The sequence below is a fragment of the Actinoplanes sp. NPDC051343 genome (assembly GCF_044455125.1).
GTDB lineage: Bacteria > Actinomycetota > Actinomycetes > Mycobacteriales > Micromonosporaceae > Actinoplanes.
The window spans coordinates 454,250-470,586 of sequence record NZ_JBITEL010000005.1; the positions used below are offsets into that span (position 1 = coordinate 454,250).

A 16,337-nucleotide genomic window follows, 5' to 3' on the forward strand; every position below is an offset into this window, starting at 1 on the left:
GCCTGGCAACCGCAAGACCATCCCGCGCCAAGACCTGCTCCGAATTCACCGCGCCCCACAACGCGCCACCCAGCAACCGCAAGACCGCACCCCGCGCCAACCCTCCGCGAAGGGACCCTTCTGCTCGTTCAACTGCGGCCGAATTCGCCGTGCCCCCAAACGGGCCCCGCGCTGCGCGTCCCCAGGGCCAGGTCGGCAGGTTCGCTGATGCCGCTTTCCCGGTACGCGATGGGTCTGCTGATGCAGTCCGGCCCGGCAATCGCAAGACGACACCCACCGACGGAAGTCTGCGGCTGCGGCCCGGTTCGTGGTGTCCACAACGGGCTCCGCGGATGGTCCTCCAGCAGGCGCCGGCAGCCGCCGGAGTTCGCCCAGTTCGTGGTGCTCCACAACGGGCCCACCCGGGCAGCAGCAAGACGACACCCCGTGCGGCGGAAGGCTGGAACTGCGGCCCAACTCCTGGTGGTCCACAACAGGCCGGCGTCAGCAAGACGGCACCCGGCGCGGGCGGGAGACTGCGGCTGAGTTCGTGGTGTTCGTCAACGGGCTGCTGGTGGGTGCGGCGCTTCGTGGGGTGCTGATCTCCAAGGACGCCAACAGGGAAAGGTCGCCGGCACGGGCCGGGATTGTTGTTCCGGGAGGGTGCGCGGCCGCGGCGAGACGCGTCGTGGTGGTGGCTTCGGCGGGTTCCGGAGTTTGTCGAGGACGGCTTGACGCGGTGCGGGAGGCGGGGCTGCCGAGACGGATTCGTGGGGGCCGTTCCCCAGGACCAGCTCTAGGACGACCGGGTGGAAGAGGCGGAACCGCGTACGGAATCTAGGTCGTCGGGTGTGGCCGAGCGTGTCAGCGCGGTGGCCCGGCTCAGGGAATGACCGCGCGGGCCGATCAGGGAAAAGCAGAGTTGATCTCGCTGGAGGCCCGATGTCCCGCATGACGATCAGGACGCGGCTCGTCCTGAGCCTGACCGCGCTGCTGCTCGTCTCGGTTGCCGTGCTGGTCAGCGTGCTGACCGTGGGGGCGTCGCGGAGTTTGAAGGCGGTGTCCTTCGATGATGCGCAGCGGTCGGCTGAAGTCGGGGCGGCGCAGGTCAAGCAGGAGTTCGATGCGGCGTTCGGGACGGCTCGGACGCTCGGGACGACGATGGTGGCGCTGTCCGATCATCGGGTTTCCCGGGACACCGTCAACGAGACGCTGCACAATGTGCTCGCCGCGCACCCAGAATATCTGGGGGCCTGGTCGGCGTGGGAGCCGAACGGGTTCGACGGGCGGGACGCCGAGAACCACAACAGGACCGGGAGCGACAAGGCGGGGCGGTTCGCGCCCTACTGGCACCGCGGGCCGAGCGGCGGGATCGTCGTCGAAGCGCTGACCGGGCTGGACGATCCGACCGACGGCGCGTGGTATCTGACGCCGAAGCAGAGCGGCAAGGAGATGGTGCTCGAGCCGTACACGTACCAGGTCAACGGCGAGAGCGTGCTGATGACGTCGGCGGTCGAGCCGGTCATGCGGAGCGGGAAGTTCGCCGGGATCACCGGGGCGGACCTGACCCTCGACTCGCTGAGCAAGCTCATCGCCGACGACAATCCGTTCGGGCAGGGGCAGGTGACGCTGGTCAGCGCGGCCGGCAACGTCGTCGCCGGGCCCGACGCCAAGCAGCTCACCAAGCCGCTGAAGAGCAAGGCGGCAACCGCCGCCCAGCAGTCGATCGCCGGCGGCAAACCGGCCCGGCTGCAAGCCGGCGGTAACCTGCTGGTCGCCGTACCGATCGCGGTCGGCGCCAACGACACCTGGTCGCTGGTGCTCTCGGTGCCGCAGTCGGTGATCCTGAAGCCGGTGACCGATCTGCGCAACCGGGCCATCCTGCTCGCGCTGGCCGCCCTGATCGTCAGCTGCCTGGTCGCGTTCCTCGTCGCCCGGGCCGTGGTGGCGCCGATCGGCCGGCTCCGAAACCGGATGGCCGCGATCGCCGACGGGGACGGCGACCTCACCCAGCGGGTCGACGAGTCGCCGACCGAGCTGGGTCAGCTGGGTGCGGCGTTCAACCGGTTCATGCAGAAGGTCGCCGACACGGTCCGGGGCATCGCGACGGCGGCCGACGAGCTGACCGCCGCCAGCACCGAGATCACCGAAGTGTCGGGGCGGCTGGCCGGGTCGGCGCGGGCCTCGCAGGAGCAGGCTGGGCTGGTCACCGAGTCAGCCGGGCGGGTCTCGGAGAACGTGGACACCGTCGCGGCGGGCGCCGAGGAGATGGGCGCGTCGATTCTCCAGATCGCCGAGAACGCGGCCGAGGCGGCCCGGGTCACGGCGGCGGCGGTGCAGGTGGCCGAGCGGACCACGACCACGATGGGCAAGCTGGGCACGTCCAGCGAGGAGATCGGCGAGGTGCTGCGGACGATCACCGCGATCGCCGAGCAGACCAACCTGCTCGCGCTGAACGCGACGATCGAGGCGGCGCGGGCCGGCGAGTCGGGGAAAGGCTTCGCGGTGGTGGCGAGCGAGGTCAAGGAGCTGGCCCAGGAGACGGCCCGGGCGACCGAGGACATCAGCGGCCGGATCGGCGCCATCAAGGCCGACACGGCCGAGGCGGTCGCCGCGATCCAGCAGATCGCCGAGGTCATCAACAAGATCAGCGACTATTCGACGACGATCGCCAGCGCCGTCGAGGAGCAGACCGCGACGACCAACGAGATGAGCCGCTCGGTCAGCGACGCCGCGTACGGCTCCCGGGAGATCGCCGGGGTCATCGCCGGCGTCGCCGACGCCGCGACGAGCACGACCGGCGGCGCCGGCGAGACCGAGGCGGCGGCGGCGAGGCTCGCCTCGCTCTCCGAAAGACTACGTACGCTCGTCGGCTCGTTCCGCTACTAGATCGGCCCGCGGCGAACCCAGTTCCATCCACAGTTCACGGGCCGCGGCGTAATGCTCTCGGGCCTTGCCAGGCTCAGCCACCGCCAACCCGGCATAGGCCCGGGCCTGCTCCTCCCGGTCGTCGACGTCCTCCTCCGAGGCGATCGCCAGCGCCTCGGCGAACTCCTGGCGCGCACGGTCGAGGACCCCGGCCGCCTGATAGGCCTCCCCCAAACCGTTGTGGGCGCACGCCTCGCTGTCCCGGTCGCTGATCCGGCGGAAGATGGCGAGCGCCTGCCGGTGATAGTCGACCGCCTGCTCGAAGTCGCCCCGCCGGGTGAACAGGCTGCCGAGGCCGTCGAGCACATTGGCCTCGCCGTTGGGGCTGTGCAGCTCGCGAAACATGTCGCGCGCCTGAAGGAAATGCCGCTCGGCCGCGTCGAGACGCCCCAGCTTCACCTCGGCGCCGCCCAGATTGTTGAGCGCGCCCGCCGCTCCCTGCGAGTCGCCCGACTCGAGATAGAGCTCCAGCGCCTCGCCGTAGTGGGCCACCGCGTCGTCCTGGCGGTCGAGCCGGGAATCCAGGTTGCCCAGGTTGACCAGGGCGCGGGCCCGGCCGGCGGAGTCGCCGACGACCCGGTAGACGTCGAGCGACTCCCGGTGGTGCTCGGCGGCCTCGCGGTAGCGGCCCAGCCGGGTCTCGGCGATGCCCAGATTGTTGAGGGCGCGCGCCTCGTCGGACGGGTGGCCGGCCTGCCGGAGCACCCGCAGCGCCTCCTCGAGATGGCGGACGCCGATCTCGTGACGGCCCAGGTACACATCGGCCGTGGCCAGGTTGCACAGGGCCCGGGCGTACTCGATCTCGTCGCCGGCCTGCCGGGCCGCACCGGCCGCTTGCCCATGCACCAACTGGGCGTCGCCGTGGTGCCGTCCGAGCAGGTAGCGGTAGAGGACCGCGGCCATCCGGATGGCGTGCCCGGGCCGCCCCTCGCGGACCCCGTGGGTCACCACGGCGATGAGATTGGGCCGCTCGGTCTCCAGCCAGGACAGCGGGTCGGCCAGGTCGGGTGGCGGCACCGGCGGTTCCGGCACGGCCGGCCGGCGGTGCCGGTCGACCGGGTCGAAACGGTTCATCGCGGCACCGGCGACGCTCAGGTAGTAGTCGAACAGGCGGGTGACGGCCGCCCGCCGGTCGACCCGGCGGTCCTCGTCGGCCGAGCGGCCGACGGCGTAGGCACGAACCAGGTCGTGCAGGCCGTAGCGACTCGGCACGGTGATCTGCACCAGGTGGTCGGCGGTGAGCTCGGCCATGCGGGCCTCGGCGGTGGCCAGATCGATGCCGGCCAGCGCGGCCGCCGCCCGGACGTCGAAATCCTGGCCCGGGTGCTGGGCGATCAGGCGGAGAAGCTCCCGCTCCCCGGCGGGCAGGTTCCGGTACGACACCTCGAGCGCGAGTTCCACCCCGGAGTCGAGCCTCCGGTCCGCATGGCGTTCGTCGAGCCAGTCCGCATGATCGGTCAGGGTCCAGCCCGGCTTGGCCCGCATGTGCCCGGCGACCAGCGCCAGCGCCAGGGGCAGACGGCCGCACCGCTCGGCGATCCGGGCCGCCGCACCGGGGTCGGAGCCGGCCGGGATCTGCGGGACGACCACCGCAAGGTATTGCAGCGCCTCGTCCGGGCTGAACACGTCGACCGGGAACCGGGCCGCCGGTCCCAGCCCGCCGAGGTCGCGACGGCTCGTCACCAGGGTCACGCAGCCCGGCACGTCCGGCAGCAGCGGCGCCACCTGCTTCTCGTCGGAGGCGTTGTCGAGCACGACGAGACTGCGCAGGCCGGTCAACTTCTGGCGGAACGCCTCGGTGCGCGCCTCCAGCTGGTGCGGCACGTTCTGACCGGCCACGCCGAGCAGGCGCAGGAACCCGTCCAGCACCGCACCCGGATCGGCCGGCGGCTGCGCGGGATCGGGGTGGAATCCACGCAGGTTGACGAAGAGGATCCGGTCGAACTTCGTCTCGGCGGCCAGCTGATGTCCGACGTGGACGGCCAGCTGGGTCTTGCCGACGCCGGCCATCCCGGCCAGCGCCGAGATCACCACGGCCGGGCTCCGTTTGGCCAGCTCACGCAGCCGGTCGAGCTCGGCGGCCCGTCCGGTGAAGATCGGCAGGTCCTGGGGCAGGGTGTCCTGCACGCGCACCTGGGCGGCGGCCTGGGTCTCGCCGCTGACCACGCGCAGCGCCTGCCGCCACTGGGTGACGTAGCCCAGGTCGGCGTGCAGTGCCTCGACGACCGCGACCACAAGCTCGGCGTCGACGCGGCGGCGGCCCGGACGGAAGCAGTCGACCACGGTCGTCTTGCCGACCTGCTCGGTCACCGGCCGGTGGGCGTTGACCCGGCCGGTGATGGTCTCGTACGACGGGTTGCCGGCCCACGCCTTCAGGCTGCGCAGCGTCTCGGCCAGAGCGTCCAGCGTCGTCGCCGGTCCCGGGTCGGGCAGCGTCACGAATTGCGACTTGTCGGGAATCACACCGAGTGACCATTCGGGTTCGTTCGGACTTTCCGCACGACGCCACAGCGGACGCCATAGTCGGTGACACGCGAGTCGGCCCATGGCTCCCAGATCGGCTGTGGGCCGGCTCCGCGCAGCGGCCCGGGCTGCTGAACGGGGGGTCGTACCCGGCAAGATCCGGGACGACAAGCGGCCCGGCTGGTGTACGGCGCGGGGCGCCCAGGCCCCGCGCCGCGCCGCCCCGACGGTGCGGGGCCTGGGTCTTTTGAGCGCATCCTCGAAACGCTAGCCAACCCTTCCGACGGCGTAAACCGGTGGCGAGGCATTGATAGCCTCGGGTCGATCTGCCGCTGGAGGATGCGATGACCGTCGACACCCCCGACATCCTCGACCCGGACGCCGCCCAGGCCTACCTGCGGGGCTGGAAGAGCCGGATCGACCGGATGGCCGCCGACACAGGCGCGATGAGCGAGCGCCTCGGGCAGCTGCGGGTGCGCGGCAAGGACGACAACGACCTGGTCGAAGTCACCATCGACGCCAACGGCGTACTGGTCGGCATCCGGTTCGGCGAGCGCGTCGGGCAGTTCGCCCCATCGACGATCGAGCGTGCGGTGATGGCCGCGATGCGTACGGCCCGGGCGGACGCCGCCCGGCAGGCGCGAGCCATCGTCGTCGAGACGATGGGCCCCGACTCGGTGGCCGCCCAGGCCATCGCCGCCCGGCTCGAGCGGCAGCTCCCCGATGACTGACGGCTTCACCGCCGACGCGGCCCAGATCCGGGCGCACGCCGCCAAACTCGGAGCGATCCAGGACCGGTTCGGCGCGGTCAAAGGTGCAAGCGCGGCGATCAACGCCGACTCCGCGGCGTACGGGATGCTGTGCGGCTGGATCTCGGCGATCCTCGAGCAGCGGCACGTACGCCAGGACGAGCTCATCGCGTACGTCGAGGAAAATCTGCGCCTCGCCGGGCAGGCCCTGGTCACCACCGGCGACGACTACGACCGCACCGACAGCGCGGCCGCCGACCGCCTGCGCCAGGCCGGGGGCACGCCATGACGACGTCACCGCTGGTCGCCTCGGCCTCCGGCAACTACCGCACCGGCACCACCGGGGCGTCCCTGGTCGACAGCTTCCAGGGCGTCTACCAGACGGTCAAGGGCGGCAGCTGGGTCGACCGGACACTGGCCGGCGGTTCGTTCGCGGTCGAGGCGGCGGCCACCGCGCTCGACCCGTTCAGCGCTCTGCTGTCCAACGGGCTCGGCTGGGCCCTGGAATACTTCGAACCCCTCCGCGAGGTCCTCGACAGGCTGGCCGGCATCCCCGACCGCGTGGCCGCCCACGCCGCCACCTGGCAAAACCTCTCCGGCGAACTCGAGTCGATGGCCACCGACCTGCAGGCCGGCCTGACCGGCGACCTGCCCGACTGGCAGGGCGCGGCGGCCGACACCTACCAGTCGCTGATGGCCAACAACGTGGACGCACTGGCCGGCCTGAGCGTCCTGGCCGCCACGATGTCCGCCTCCACCGAGGCCGCCGGCAACCTGGTCACCTTCACCCGCGACATCGTCCGCGACCTGATCGCCGACCTGGTCGCCCGGGTCATCGTCTGGGCCGGCGAGTCCCTGCTGGTCATCACGATCCCGGTAGTGGCCGCCCAGATCGCGGCGGCGGTGGTGAAGTGGGCAGGCCGCATCCTCGGTTATACGAGCGCCCTGATCACGAGCCTCACCAACCTGCGAACCCTGCTCGAGGGCTGAAACGGCGATGCCGGGCCACGGGCGTTCGCACGGCGCGGGCGGGGAGGGGCCCGAGGCCCCACGCCCCCACGCGCACGTGGAGGGCGGACACAGCGTGCGCGCCAACCAGGAGGCACTGGCCGTCGCCGCCAAATCCGGCCGGCCCGGCAGATCATCGGATCTCGTCACTGTGGGCAGCGGGCCAACCGGCGGCCGGCCCGAGGGTCCGCCGACGCGGATCGGCGCCAAGCAGGATGACGACGTCAAGCGATCACTCGATCGCGAGAACTCGGCCGCGGTGACGCTGGCCGATCAGGGCTTCCGGGTCCAGCAGAACCCGACGCGCGCCGAGGTTGCTCAAGCTCGGGCAGCCACCGGCGACCTTGGCAAACCGACATCTGATCCCGACTACCTACTCGAGGGCCGCGTGTTCGACTGCTATTCGCCCAGTGCGGCCAAGAGTGTGCGGGGCATTTGGTCCGAGGTCGACGACAAGGTGCGCGAGCGGACGCAGACGCAACGCGTGGTGATCAATATGGAGGACTGGACCGGCGATTTCGCGGCCCTCCGGCGGCAGTTCGCCGACTGGACCATCCCCGGGCTCAAGGAGGCCAAAGCGATCACGCCGGACGGCGATATCGTCCAACTGGATCTCCACCCGGACAATGATTGAGGTCATGAGCCATGGCGCTGGAATATCGGCTGACGCTTGCCGGGGATACCCCTCCGGAACAGGTGGCGAATCGGGCTCTGCCGGTGCCGGCCGAGACCGATCCCGAGATCGCTCCGGTGCTGTGGGCGGACTTGACCGACAGCCACGGTTTCTCAGTCACCATTCGTGCCGGAAAGCACGGCTACGTCGAGGCCGAGGCGGACCAAGGCGTCTGGGAATGGGAGCCTGACACCTATGTGTCGGTCGGGTTCCGGATCGACAAGAATGCCGACCACGAGTGGGCCGTGGTGAACATGTTGGCGATCGTGTGGAGGGCGCTGGAGACCGGCCATGAGGATGCCGCGTTGGTCTTCAACGGAGACTTTCTCCTCCTGACCCGCATCGACGGCGTCCTGATCAAGCACCGCCAGGACCGCTGGTGGTCGAGCTATCCAGCGACGAACGGGGTCTTCCCCGACTGAGCGCCGGGGCCGCAGACGCGCTCGACCAAGGTTTGCCAGGCGTCGCTCAGTTGGGTCTCGATGGTGGCGTTGGTGGTCAGGGTGTCGTTGGAGACGTAGAGCAGGAGGGGGCCGTCCAGGGCGGCCGTCAGCTGGATCGCCAGCAGGTCGGTGTTGAGGCCGGCCAGGTTCATCTGCCTCAGCAGCATGCGGATGTGGGTCAGCGAGACCGGTGTCTGGCCGGTGCCGGGTACCGGCTGGCGGCCGTCGAGGGCGAAGCGGGCCACGTCGCGGTTGGCTATCAGCCAGCGGACGCGTTCCCGGCCGTACGCGATCAGGCGCAAGAGTGGCTCGGCGCCCGGGCCGACCGGGGGTGGGCCCGACAGCAGGTGCTGTTGCAGGTCGGTTTCGGACTCGTCGAGCAGGGCCTGGAAGATGCCGGCGCGGGTGCCGAAGCGGCGGAAGACGGTGCCCTTGCCGAGGCCGGAGCGTTCGGCCAGGGCGTCCATCGTCAGGTGGTCGGGGCCCGACTCGAAGAGCATCTGCCGGGCGGTGGCCAGCAGCTGTTTGCGGTTGCGGGCGGCGTCGGCGCGTTCCGGCTTCGGGTTTCCCAGGGTCACCGGCAGCCCGCTCATGTGGCGATCATAACTGGGTAGTGGCTAAGCGGGGTAAAGTCCGCTTATAGTTGCGGCATGAACGTCTTTCTGTGGATCGTCGCGATTGTGCTGGGCGCCGTCTTTCTGGCGAGTGGGGTGCTGAAGCTGGTGCGCGGCAAGGAGCAACTGGCCGCTTCGGGGCAGGGGTGGGTGGAGCCGTTCGCGCCGCCGGTGATCAGGCTGATCGGGGCGGTCGAGGCGCTCGGTGCGATCGGGCTGATCCTGCCCCGCGCGCTCGACATCGCCCCGGTTCTGACGCCGCTGGCCGCGGCCGGGCTGTTCGTGGTCATGGTCGGCGCGGTCGTCACCCACGGCCGGCGGCGGGAGTTCCCGAACGTGGCCTTCAACATCGTGCTGGGCGCGCTCGCGCTGGTGCTGGCCATCGGCCGTTTCTAGGGCTCGAGCTCCCGGGCGAAGCCGTCGAGCAGCCAGGTCAGGCCACGCTCGAAGTTGTCGTCGCCGGCCGGCGCGGCACCCAGCAGCGGCGCCAGGTGGGGGTAGTCGCCGCCCTCGACCAGGCGCTGCAGGTAGGGCTCGAGGGCTTCGCTCTGGCCGCTGCGGGCGGCCTCGCGCTCGCGGGCCTCGCGTACGGCGAAGCCGGTGCTGTAGTCGCCGACCGCGGTGAGCAGCCGCCACTTCCAGGCGGGGTCGGCGTCGAGGCCGGCCAGGGCGGCCACCGACTGGTCGCTGTGCCGGAGCATGTTGGGGCCGACCCGGCCGACCATCGTGCGCCGGGTGACCAGTTCGACCAGCCACGGATGGCGCAGCGTGGCCTGCCGCTCCTGGCGGGCGAGGGCGAGCGTCGCCTCGCGCCAGTCGGCCGGCAGGTCGGCCACCAGGGTCTCGGTGGCGACCTCGTCGGCCATCAGGTCGAGCAGGTCTTCCTTGCGCTCGATGTACGTGTAGAGGCTCATCGCCCGCGCCTGCAGGTCGGCCGCCACCCGGCGGATCGAGACCGCGTCGATGCCCTCGGCGTCGGCGATCGCGATGGCCGCGGCCACGATCGCGGAGCGGCTCAGCGTGGTGCGCCGACGGGTGTCCTCGCGGGCCCACACCGGCACCCGTTTCTCCTGCTGAGCCACGGTCGTCACCCTACCGCGATACGGTGTACGGTAAACCGATACATCGTACGGGGAGGCGACGATGATCAATCTTGTGATCGCACTGGGCGCCATCATGACGGTGATCGACTCGACGATCGTGAACGTGGCCCTGCATGTGCTCGGCCGCGACCTCGGCACCTCGCTGGGCACGATCCAGTGGGTGCTCACCGGCTATCTGCTGGCGCTCTCGATGACGATCCCGATCACCGGCTGGGCAATCGAACGGTTCGGCGGCCGCAGAGTCTGGCTGACCGCGCTGAGCCTGTTCATCGCCGGTTCGGTGCTGTGCGGGGCGGCCTGGTCGGTGGGAAGCCTGATCGCGTTCCGGGTCGTGCAGGGCGTCGGTGGCGGGCTGCTGATGCCGGCCGCGCAGACGATCCTGGCCCAGGAGGCGGGACCGCAGGGGATGGCCCGCGCGATGGCCGTCGTGTCGATCCCGGGCATGCTCGCGCCGATGCTCGGGCCGGTTCTCGGCGGGGTACTGCTCGACCACCTGTCGTGGCGGTGGATGTTCCTGATCAACGTGCCGATCTGCGCGGCCGCTCTGATCCTGGCGGTGCGCCGGCTGCCGGACACGGACCGGGGTAAGGGCAACGGAAAAGGACGGCTGGACATCGTCGGGCTGGCGCTGCTCTCCCCCGGATCGGCAATTCTGATCTGGGGACTGGCCGGCGGCGGACTGATCGGCAAGACTCTCGGCATTCTCCTGCTTGGAGGGTTCGTCGTGCACGCGTTGCGGCGGCGCCATCGCGCACTGGTCGACCTGCGGTTGTTTGCCGGACGGGCGTACGCGACGTCCATCGGCACGATTTTTGGCTACTCGATCGCGATGTTCGGGGCGTTGCTGCTCATTCCGCTCTATGCCCAGGAGGTTCGGGGCGGCGACACGCTGAGCGCCGGACTTCTGGTCGCCCCGGTGGGCGCCGGCGCGATTGTCACGATGACCCAGGCCGGAAGGATCAGCGAACGATTCGGGATCCGCGGCCCCGCCGTAACCGGCCTTCTGCTGGTGGTTACCGGGCTCTTCGCGTACACCCAGATGCGCGAGGGAATCGCGGCGGCCTTTGTCATCGGGTTGGGTCATGGCCTGGTGACGCCGCTGGTGATGGCCGGCGCCTATCGTGACGTGCCGAGAGGCGAGATTCCGCAGGCCACGGTGGCGGCGACGATCCTGGTGCGGCTCGGCTCGGCGCTCGGGGCCGCCGTTTTCGCCGTCGTGCTGCAGACGCTCAGCCGGCGGGATACGCCGGAAACCGCCTTCGCGCACAGCTTCTGGTGGGTGCTCGGCGTCGCTGCGCTGTCGATCCTGCCGGCGGTACGCATGCCCGGCTGAACGCGCTCTCTCAGTTTCCGGGCCGAAATGCCGATAGGGCGAAAGGCTCTCCCGGAGGATGAGGTCGCGGATGGCGGACGCCGAGGTCGAAGTGCTCTACGAAAGCGCCCGCACGCGCATCGTGCGAACGCCGGGCGTCATCCGGAAAGAACTGCGCGGCTCGGACGCCGCCGAACGCTGCCGCCGCGAGCACGCGATTTTGGAACGACTTCGGGGAATCGAAGGTGTCCCCCGGCTGGCCGGGCCGTCGCCCAGCGACACCGACCTGCTGCTGGTCGACGCGGGCCGCGAGAGCCTCTCCGAGCGGATCCGCGCCGGCGAACCCGACGTTTGCCGGATGCTGGGCATCGCGGTCCGGCTGGCGAAGATCGTCGGTGCGGTGCACGCGGCCGGCGTCGTGCACAAGGACATCAACCCGGCCAACGTGATCCTCGAGGGCGACGAGCCGGTGCTGATCGACTTCGAGTTGTCGACCACCGCGGCCGAGGAGCGGCCCGGCTTCACCCATCAGAACCAGGTCGTCGGAACCCTTGCCTACCTCGCGCCGGAGCAGACCGGCCGGACCGGCCGGGCGGTCGACCGGCGCTCCGACCTGTACGCCCTGGGGGCAACCCTGTTCGAGATGGTGACCGGCCGGCCGCCGTTCACCAGCACCGACCCGCTGAAGCTCCTGCACGACCACCTGGCCCGCCGCCCGGACCGGGTCACCGACCTCAACCCGGAGGTCCCGCCGGTCCTGGCCGCCATCATCGCCCGGCTGCTCGAGAAGGAACCGGACCGCCGCTACCAGAGCGCCGAGGGCTGCGCCCACGACCTGGCCCACGCCGGCGAGGCCACCCTCGAACTGGGTACCCGCGACTTCCCGTCCCGCCTGGTCGCCCCGTCGCGCCTGGTCGGCCGGGACGCCGAGATCGCCCGGCTGCACGCCGCGTTCGACGACGCGCTCTCCGGCCGCCTGCGCGGGCTGCTGATCAGCGGCCCGTCCGGGGTCGGCAAGACCGTGCTGATCAACGAGTTGCGGCAGGTCGTGACCGCGGCCGGCGGCTGGTTCGTGACCGGCAAGTTCGACCAGTACCGGCAGGATCCGACCTCGGACGCGGTCGCCGGTGCGCTGCGCGCGCTGGTCCGTCTGCTGCTCGGCGAGAGCGAAGCCGACCTGGTACGCCTGCGGACCGCGCTGGCCCCCGCGCTGGGGCGCAACGCCGGCATCGTCGCCAGCGTCATCGCGGAACTTGGCCCGCTGCTGCAGGTCGAGCCGGAGGAGCCGAGCGGCGACCAGGCCGAGATCCAGGGCCGGTTGTTCCAGGGCACGCTGGCGTTGATCCGCATCGTGGCCTCGCCGGCCCGGCCGCTGATCATGGTCGTCGACGACCTGCAGTGGGCGGCCGCGACGCCGATCGCATTCCTGGAGGCGCTGCTGGCCGACGAGGGGCTGCCGGGCCTGTTCCTGATCGGGGCGTACCGGGAGGAGGAGGTCGACGCGGCGCATCCACTCGCCGCGGTGCTGTCGCGCTGGCAGCGGATCGATCCGCCGCCGGTCGAGCTGTGCCTGCGCAACCTGCCGCCCGACGACCTGGCCACACTGCTCGCCGAAACGCTGCGGATGCCGGCGGCCCGGGCCGCCGACCTGGCCACGGCCATCGCGTCCCGCACCGGCGGCAACCCGTTCGACACGGTCGAGCTCGTCAACGGGCTGCGGACCGGCGGCGTGCTCACCTCCTCCGACGAGGGCTGGTGCTGGGACACCCAGGCCGTACTCAACTGGGTCGGCGACCGCGACATCGGCGATCTGCTGATCGCCCGCCTGGCCCGCCTTCCGCGGTCGTCGCAACGGCTGCTCACGGTGATGGCCGCGCTGGGCGGCGAGACCGGTCTCGGCCTGCTCGGCCTCGCCCTCGGCATCTCCGACGCCGAGGTCTCGGCACTTCTGGCGCCGGCGCTGGAAGACGGACTCCTGGTGGTCAGCGAGGAAGAGGTCCGCTTCCGGCACGACCGGGTCCAGAAGGCCGCGTACGCGTTGCTGCCCGCGCGAGCCCACCGCCTGGTGCACCTGGTCCTGGCCGAGCGGTTGTCGGGCCGGCCGGAGTTCGCCGGGGTGGCTGCCCAGCAGTACCTTCCGGCGGCCGACCTGATCCGCGGGGCCGCCCGGCGGCACGAGATCGCCGAACTGTTCCGGGCGACCGCGGCCGGCCTCCGGATGATCAACTACCCGGTGGCCGAGCAGTACCTGGCCGCCGCGGTCGGCCTGTGCACCGATCCCGCCCTGCTCGACCGGCTGCTGATCGACCGGCATCGCGCGCTCTACAGCTTGGGCCGCCCGGCCGAGGCCGACGAGCTCTATCGCCAACTGGCGGATCGGCTCGACCCGATCGCCCTGGCCGAGCCGGCCGGCGTACAGATCGAAAGTCTGACCGTCCGCGGGCGGGCGGCCGACGCGCTGACCCTGGGAATGGACCTCCTGTCCCGGCTCGGCGTGACCGTCCGGCTGGACGTCCACCTCGGACTGGACGGCCTGCGCGACTGGGCCGCCGGACTGCGGCCCGAGCACGACCTCGGCCGGCCGGACACGTCCGAACCCGCCACCGTCGCCGCCTGCCCGCTGGTCATGCGAATGATGCCGCCGGCCTTCTTCAGCGACCACACGGCGATGGTGCGGCTGATCGCGACCGCCCAGCGGATCTGGACCTCGCACGGGCCGTCGGCGGCCCTGATCGTGCCGCTGGCGCACGCCGGTGTCGCGTCGGTGCTGTTCCGCGGCGACTACCAGACCGGATACCGGGTGCTGCGGCACGTCGAGGCGATCGGCGAGGCCCGCGGATGGGACGCGGAGACCGCGGCCGCCCGGTTCCTCGCCTCGGTGAGCACGACGCACTGGTCGGAGCCGGTCGAGCACAGCGTCGACCTGGCCAAGAAGGCGCACGAACGGTTGGTGCACAGTGGAGACCTGGCGTTCGCCTGCTTCACGTCGCACACGACCGTGCCGGCCCTGCTGGACTGCGCGCCGACGTTGTCGGCATTCCAGGCCGAGCTGACACGGGCCACCGCGTTCACGGTCAAGGTGGGCAACGAGCAGAACTCGGCGGTGATGACCGCCTTCTCGGTTATGCATTCCGCGCTGGTCGGCGGTGCCGTGACGCCGGAGCCCGACCTCGCGGACAACCCGATGGCCGCCGCCTACCACCACATCACGCGCGGGCTGGCGGCGATGCTGTTCGGGGACGTCACCGCGCTTGTCACGCACGCCTCCGGCATCACCCGGTTCATGCCGTACATCGAGGGCAACTACTTCACGGCGACGGCCCGCCTCGTGCAGGGCATGGCGCTGCTGTCCGCGCGCCGCTTCGACGAGGTCGACGAGATCCGGGAATGGCTGACCGCGCGGGTCGTCGAGGCGCCGGCCAACTTCCGGCACGTCGCCCTGTTCCTCGACGCGGAACGCGCCTGGGCCGACGGCGACCCGGCCGCCGGATCACTCTTCGACGCAGCCCTGCGCGAGGTCGCCCGCCGACGGCGCCCGTGGCAGCACGCGTTCATCGCCGAACGGGCCGCCCGCTACCACCTCGCCTCGGACATGGAATACCTCGGCCAGCGGTTGCTGCGCGACGCCCAGGAGCGGTGGAGCGACTGGGGTGCCAACGCCAAGGCCGGCGCCCAGGAACGGGAGTTCCCGTTCCTGCGGGCGACCCGCACCGCGGCGTTCGCGGCCGGCATCGGCGCCTCGACCAGCTTTGCGTCCGAGGCGGTCGACCTGATGGCGGTGGTGAAGGCGTCCCGCGCCCTGAGCTCCGAGACCAACCTCGCCCGGCTGCGCCATCGGGTGGTCGAGATCCTGACCACGCTCACCGGCGCGACCCGGGTGCACCTGCTGACCCGCGACGACGGCGAGCGCGACTGGACCGACGGGCGGACCGTGATCAGCTCGGCCGGGGTGCCGCTGTCGATCGTGCGTTATGCCGAGCGGACCGGGGAGGCGCTGGTGCTCGACAACGCCGCCGACGATCCGCGGTTCAGCCAGGACCCCTACTTCGACGGGCTCGACCTCTGCGCGGTCCTCGCGCTGACCGTGGGCCGGGCGATGCTGGTTCTCGAAAACCGGTTGTGGCGCGGCACGTTCACCGAGGACCGGCTCGACGCCGTACGCATCATCGCCAGCCAACTGGTCGTGTCGATGGAGAACGCGGCCCTCTACGCGTCGCTCGAGCAGAAGGTGGCCGACCGTACGGAACAGTTGCGCCTGGCCAACGCCCAGCTGGAGATCCTCAGCGGCACCGATCCGCTGACCGGCCTCGCCAACCGGCGCCGCCTCGACGAGGAGGTCGAGCTTGCCTGGAAGACGGCGTCGCCCCTCGCCGTGGCCATGATCGACATCGACCACTTCAAGCTCTACAACGACGGGCTCGGCCATGCGGCCGGCGACGGCTGCCTGCGTACGGTGGCCCGCACGATCGCCCGCGTGGTGCCCGATTCGGGGCTGGTCGCCAGGTACGGCGGTGAGGAGTTCACGGTCGTGCTCCCGGGCGCCGACCGGACGGCGGCGATCGAGATCGCTTCGCGGATCCAGCAGGCCGTGCACGCCCTGGGCCAGCCCCACCCGGCGGCTCCCGGCGGGGTGGTGACGATCAGCATCGGCGTGGCGTGCGAGGTGCCGGGCCCGGGGCGTACGGTCGCCGACCTCACCGCGGACGCCGACGCCGGGCTGTACGAGGCCAAGGGGAACGGGCGCAACCAGGTCCGGTTCTGTGCCGGCCTGGTCGCGTCCTGACCGTCCGCTAACTAGCCAGGCTTTCGCGCGATCACCAGGCGGCCGAACGGGGCGCGCGGCGGTTCCGGCGGCGTTCTTCACCGCGGCCGGCGCGTCCACCCACGTCGAACTCGAGTCGTTCATCGACGCCGTCAACTCGTCGACGCTGCCGGACCGGGCCGTGTGCGAGGGGTCAGCGCCGCCGGCCTGGATGCCGTGTGCGGACCGGCGGAACTGCTGCGCGCGTGGTCTTGACCTCACGGCTCGGCATCGATGACGGGGCGGCCGCACGAAACGGCGGAG

12 protein-coding genes are annotated in these 16,337 nt (G+C 71.1%); 9 read left to right on the forward strand and 3 right to left on the reverse strand.

Annotated elements, in window-relative coordinates; genetic code table 11:
- Positions 1-930: 930 nt before the first annotated feature.
- On the forward strand, positions 931-2,868 hold the full coding sequence (locus ACIA5C_RS19540; RefSeq protein WP_396056436.1) for a methyl-accepting chemotaxis protein: 1,938 nt from the start codon (positions 931-933) through the stop codon (positions 2,866-2,868).
- Here the strand turns inward: ACIA5C_RS19540 and ACIA5C_RS19545 are convergent.
- Complete coding sequence (locus ACIA5C_RS19545) at positions 2,836-5,370, reverse strand: tetratricopeptide repeat protein (RefSeq protein WP_396056438.1); 2,535 nt, start codon at positions 5,368-5,370, stop codon at positions 2,836-2,838. The genes ACIA5C_RS19540 and ACIA5C_RS19545 overlap by 33 nt on opposite strands.
- Before the next feature lie 344 nt (positions 5,371-5,714).
- Between ACIA5C_RS19545 and ACIA5C_RS19550 the strand changes: the two genes are divergently transcribed.
- The 5 genes from ACIA5C_RS19550 (at position 5,715) to ACIA5C_RS19570 (ending at position 8,222) form a co-directional block, all read left to right on the forward strand.
- Positions 5,715-6,101, forward strand: a complete 387-nt coding sequence (locus tag ACIA5C_RS19550) for a YbaB/EbfC family nucleoid-associated protein (RefSeq protein WP_396056440.1) — start codon at positions 5,715-5,717, stop codon at positions 6,099-6,101.
- Entirely contained in the window at positions 6,094-6,408 is a 315-nt protein-coding gene (locus ACIA5C_RS19555) for a hypothetical protein (RefSeq protein ID WP_396056442.1), read from the forward strand. Before ACIA5C_RS19550 ends, ACIA5C_RS19555 begins: the two co-directional genes overlap by 8 nt.
- Complete coding sequence (locus ACIA5C_RS19560; RefSeq protein WP_396056444.1) at positions 6,405-7,109, forward strand: WXG100 family type VII secretion target; 705 nt, start codon at positions 6,405-6,407, stop codon at positions 7,107-7,109. Before ACIA5C_RS19555 ends, ACIA5C_RS19560 begins: the two co-directional genes overlap by 4 nt.
- 94 nt (positions 7,110-7,203) lie before the next feature.
- Complete coding sequence (locus tag ACIA5C_RS19565) at positions 7,204-7,761, forward strand: hypothetical protein (RefSeq protein ID WP_396056446.1); 558 nt, start codon at positions 7,204-7,206, stop codon at positions 7,759-7,761.
- An 11-nt stretch (positions 7,762-7,772) separates the two neighbouring features.
- On the forward strand, positions 7,773-8,222 hold the full coding sequence (locus ACIA5C_RS19570) for a SitI3 family protein (protein ID WP_396056448.1): 450 nt from the start codon (positions 7,773-7,775) through the stop codon (positions 8,220-8,222).
- Here the strand turns inward: ACIA5C_RS19570 and ACIA5C_RS19575 are convergent.
- Complete coding sequence (locus tag ACIA5C_RS19575) at positions 8,189-8,836, reverse strand: TetR/AcrR family transcriptional regulator (protein WP_396056450.1); 648 nt, start codon at positions 8,834-8,836, stop codon at positions 8,189-8,191. The genes ACIA5C_RS19570 and ACIA5C_RS19575 overlap by 34 nt on opposite strands.
- 57 nt (positions 8,837-8,893) lie before the next feature.
- Here ACIA5C_RS19575 and ACIA5C_RS19580 point away from each other — a divergent pair, with 57 nt between their 5' ends.
- On the forward strand, positions 8,894-9,253 hold the full coding sequence (locus ACIA5C_RS19580) for a DoxX family protein (protein WP_396056452.1): 360 nt from the start codon (positions 8,894-8,896) through the stop codon (positions 9,251-9,253).
- Here the strand turns inward: ACIA5C_RS19580 and ACIA5C_RS19585 are convergent.
- Positions 9,250-9,939, reverse strand: a complete 690-nt coding sequence (locus ACIA5C_RS19585; protein ID WP_396056454.1) for a TetR/AcrR family transcriptional regulator C-terminal domain-containing protein — start codon at positions 9,937-9,939, stop codon at positions 9,250-9,252. The two genes, ACIA5C_RS19580 and ACIA5C_RS19585, sit on opposite strands and share 4 nt — an antisense overlap.
- Before the next feature lie 61 nt (positions 9,940-10,000).
- Between ACIA5C_RS19585 and ACIA5C_RS19590 the strand changes: the two genes are divergently transcribed.
- Together ACIA5C_RS19590 and ACIA5C_RS19595 are read left to right on the forward strand one after the other, a co-directional pair.
- Positions 10,001-11,293: an MDR family MFS transporter gene (locus ACIA5C_RS19590; RefSeq protein ID WP_396056456.1), complete on the forward strand. Its 1,293-nt coding sequence runs from the start codon at positions 10,001-10,003 to the stop codon at positions 11,291-11,293.
- 70 nt (positions 11,294-11,363) lie between these two features.
- Positions 11,364-16,055 carry a diguanylate cyclase domain-containing protein gene (locus ACIA5C_RS19595; RefSeq protein ID WP_396056458.1) on the forward strand — a complete coding sequence of 1,564 codons (4,692 nt, stop codon included), beginning with the start codon at positions 11,364-11,366 and terminating at the stop codon, positions 16,053-16,055.
- Positions 16,056-16,337: the final 282 nt, after the last annotated feature.

What these genes read in the sequence shown, in the direction of transcription:
- ACIA5C_RS19540 (WP_396056436.1), top strand. Translation starts at nt 931, where the DNA reads ATGACGATCAGGACGCGGCTCGTCCTGAGCCTGACCGCGCTGCTGCTC.
- ACIA5C_RS19550 (WP_396056440.1), top strand. Translation starts at nt 5,715, where the DNA reads ATGACCGTCGACACCCCCGACATCCTCGACCCGGACGCCGCCCAGGCC.
- ACIA5C_RS19555 (WP_396056442.1), top strand. Translation starts at nt 6,094, where the DNA reads ATGACTGACGGCTTCACCGCCGACGCGGCCCAGATCCGGGCGCACGCC.
- ACIA5C_RS19560 (WP_396056444.1), top strand. Translation starts at nt 6,405, where the DNA reads ATGACGACGTCACCGCTGGTCGCCTCGGCCTCCGGCAACTACCGCACC.
- ACIA5C_RS19570 (WP_396056448.1), top strand. Translation starts at nt 7,773, where the DNA reads ATGGCGCTGGAATATCGGCTGACGCTTGCCGGGGATACCCCTCCGGAA.
- ACIA5C_RS19575 (WP_396056450.1), bottom strand. Translation starts at nt 8,836, where the DNA reads ATGAGCGGGCTGCCGGTGACCCTGGGAAACCCGAAGCCGGAACGCGCC.
- ACIA5C_RS19580 (WP_396056452.1), top strand. Translation starts at nt 8,894, where the DNA reads ATGAACGTCTTTCTGTGGATCGTCGCGATTGTGCTGGGCGCCGTCTTT.
- ACIA5C_RS19590 (WP_396056456.1), top strand. Translation starts at nt 10,001, where the DNA reads ATGATCAATCTTGTGATCGCACTGGGCGCCATCATGACGGTGATCGAC.
- ACIA5C_RS19595 (WP_396056458.1), top strand. Translation starts at nt 11,364, where the DNA reads ATGGCGGACGCCGAGGTCGAAGTGCTCTACGAAAGCGCCCGCACGCGC.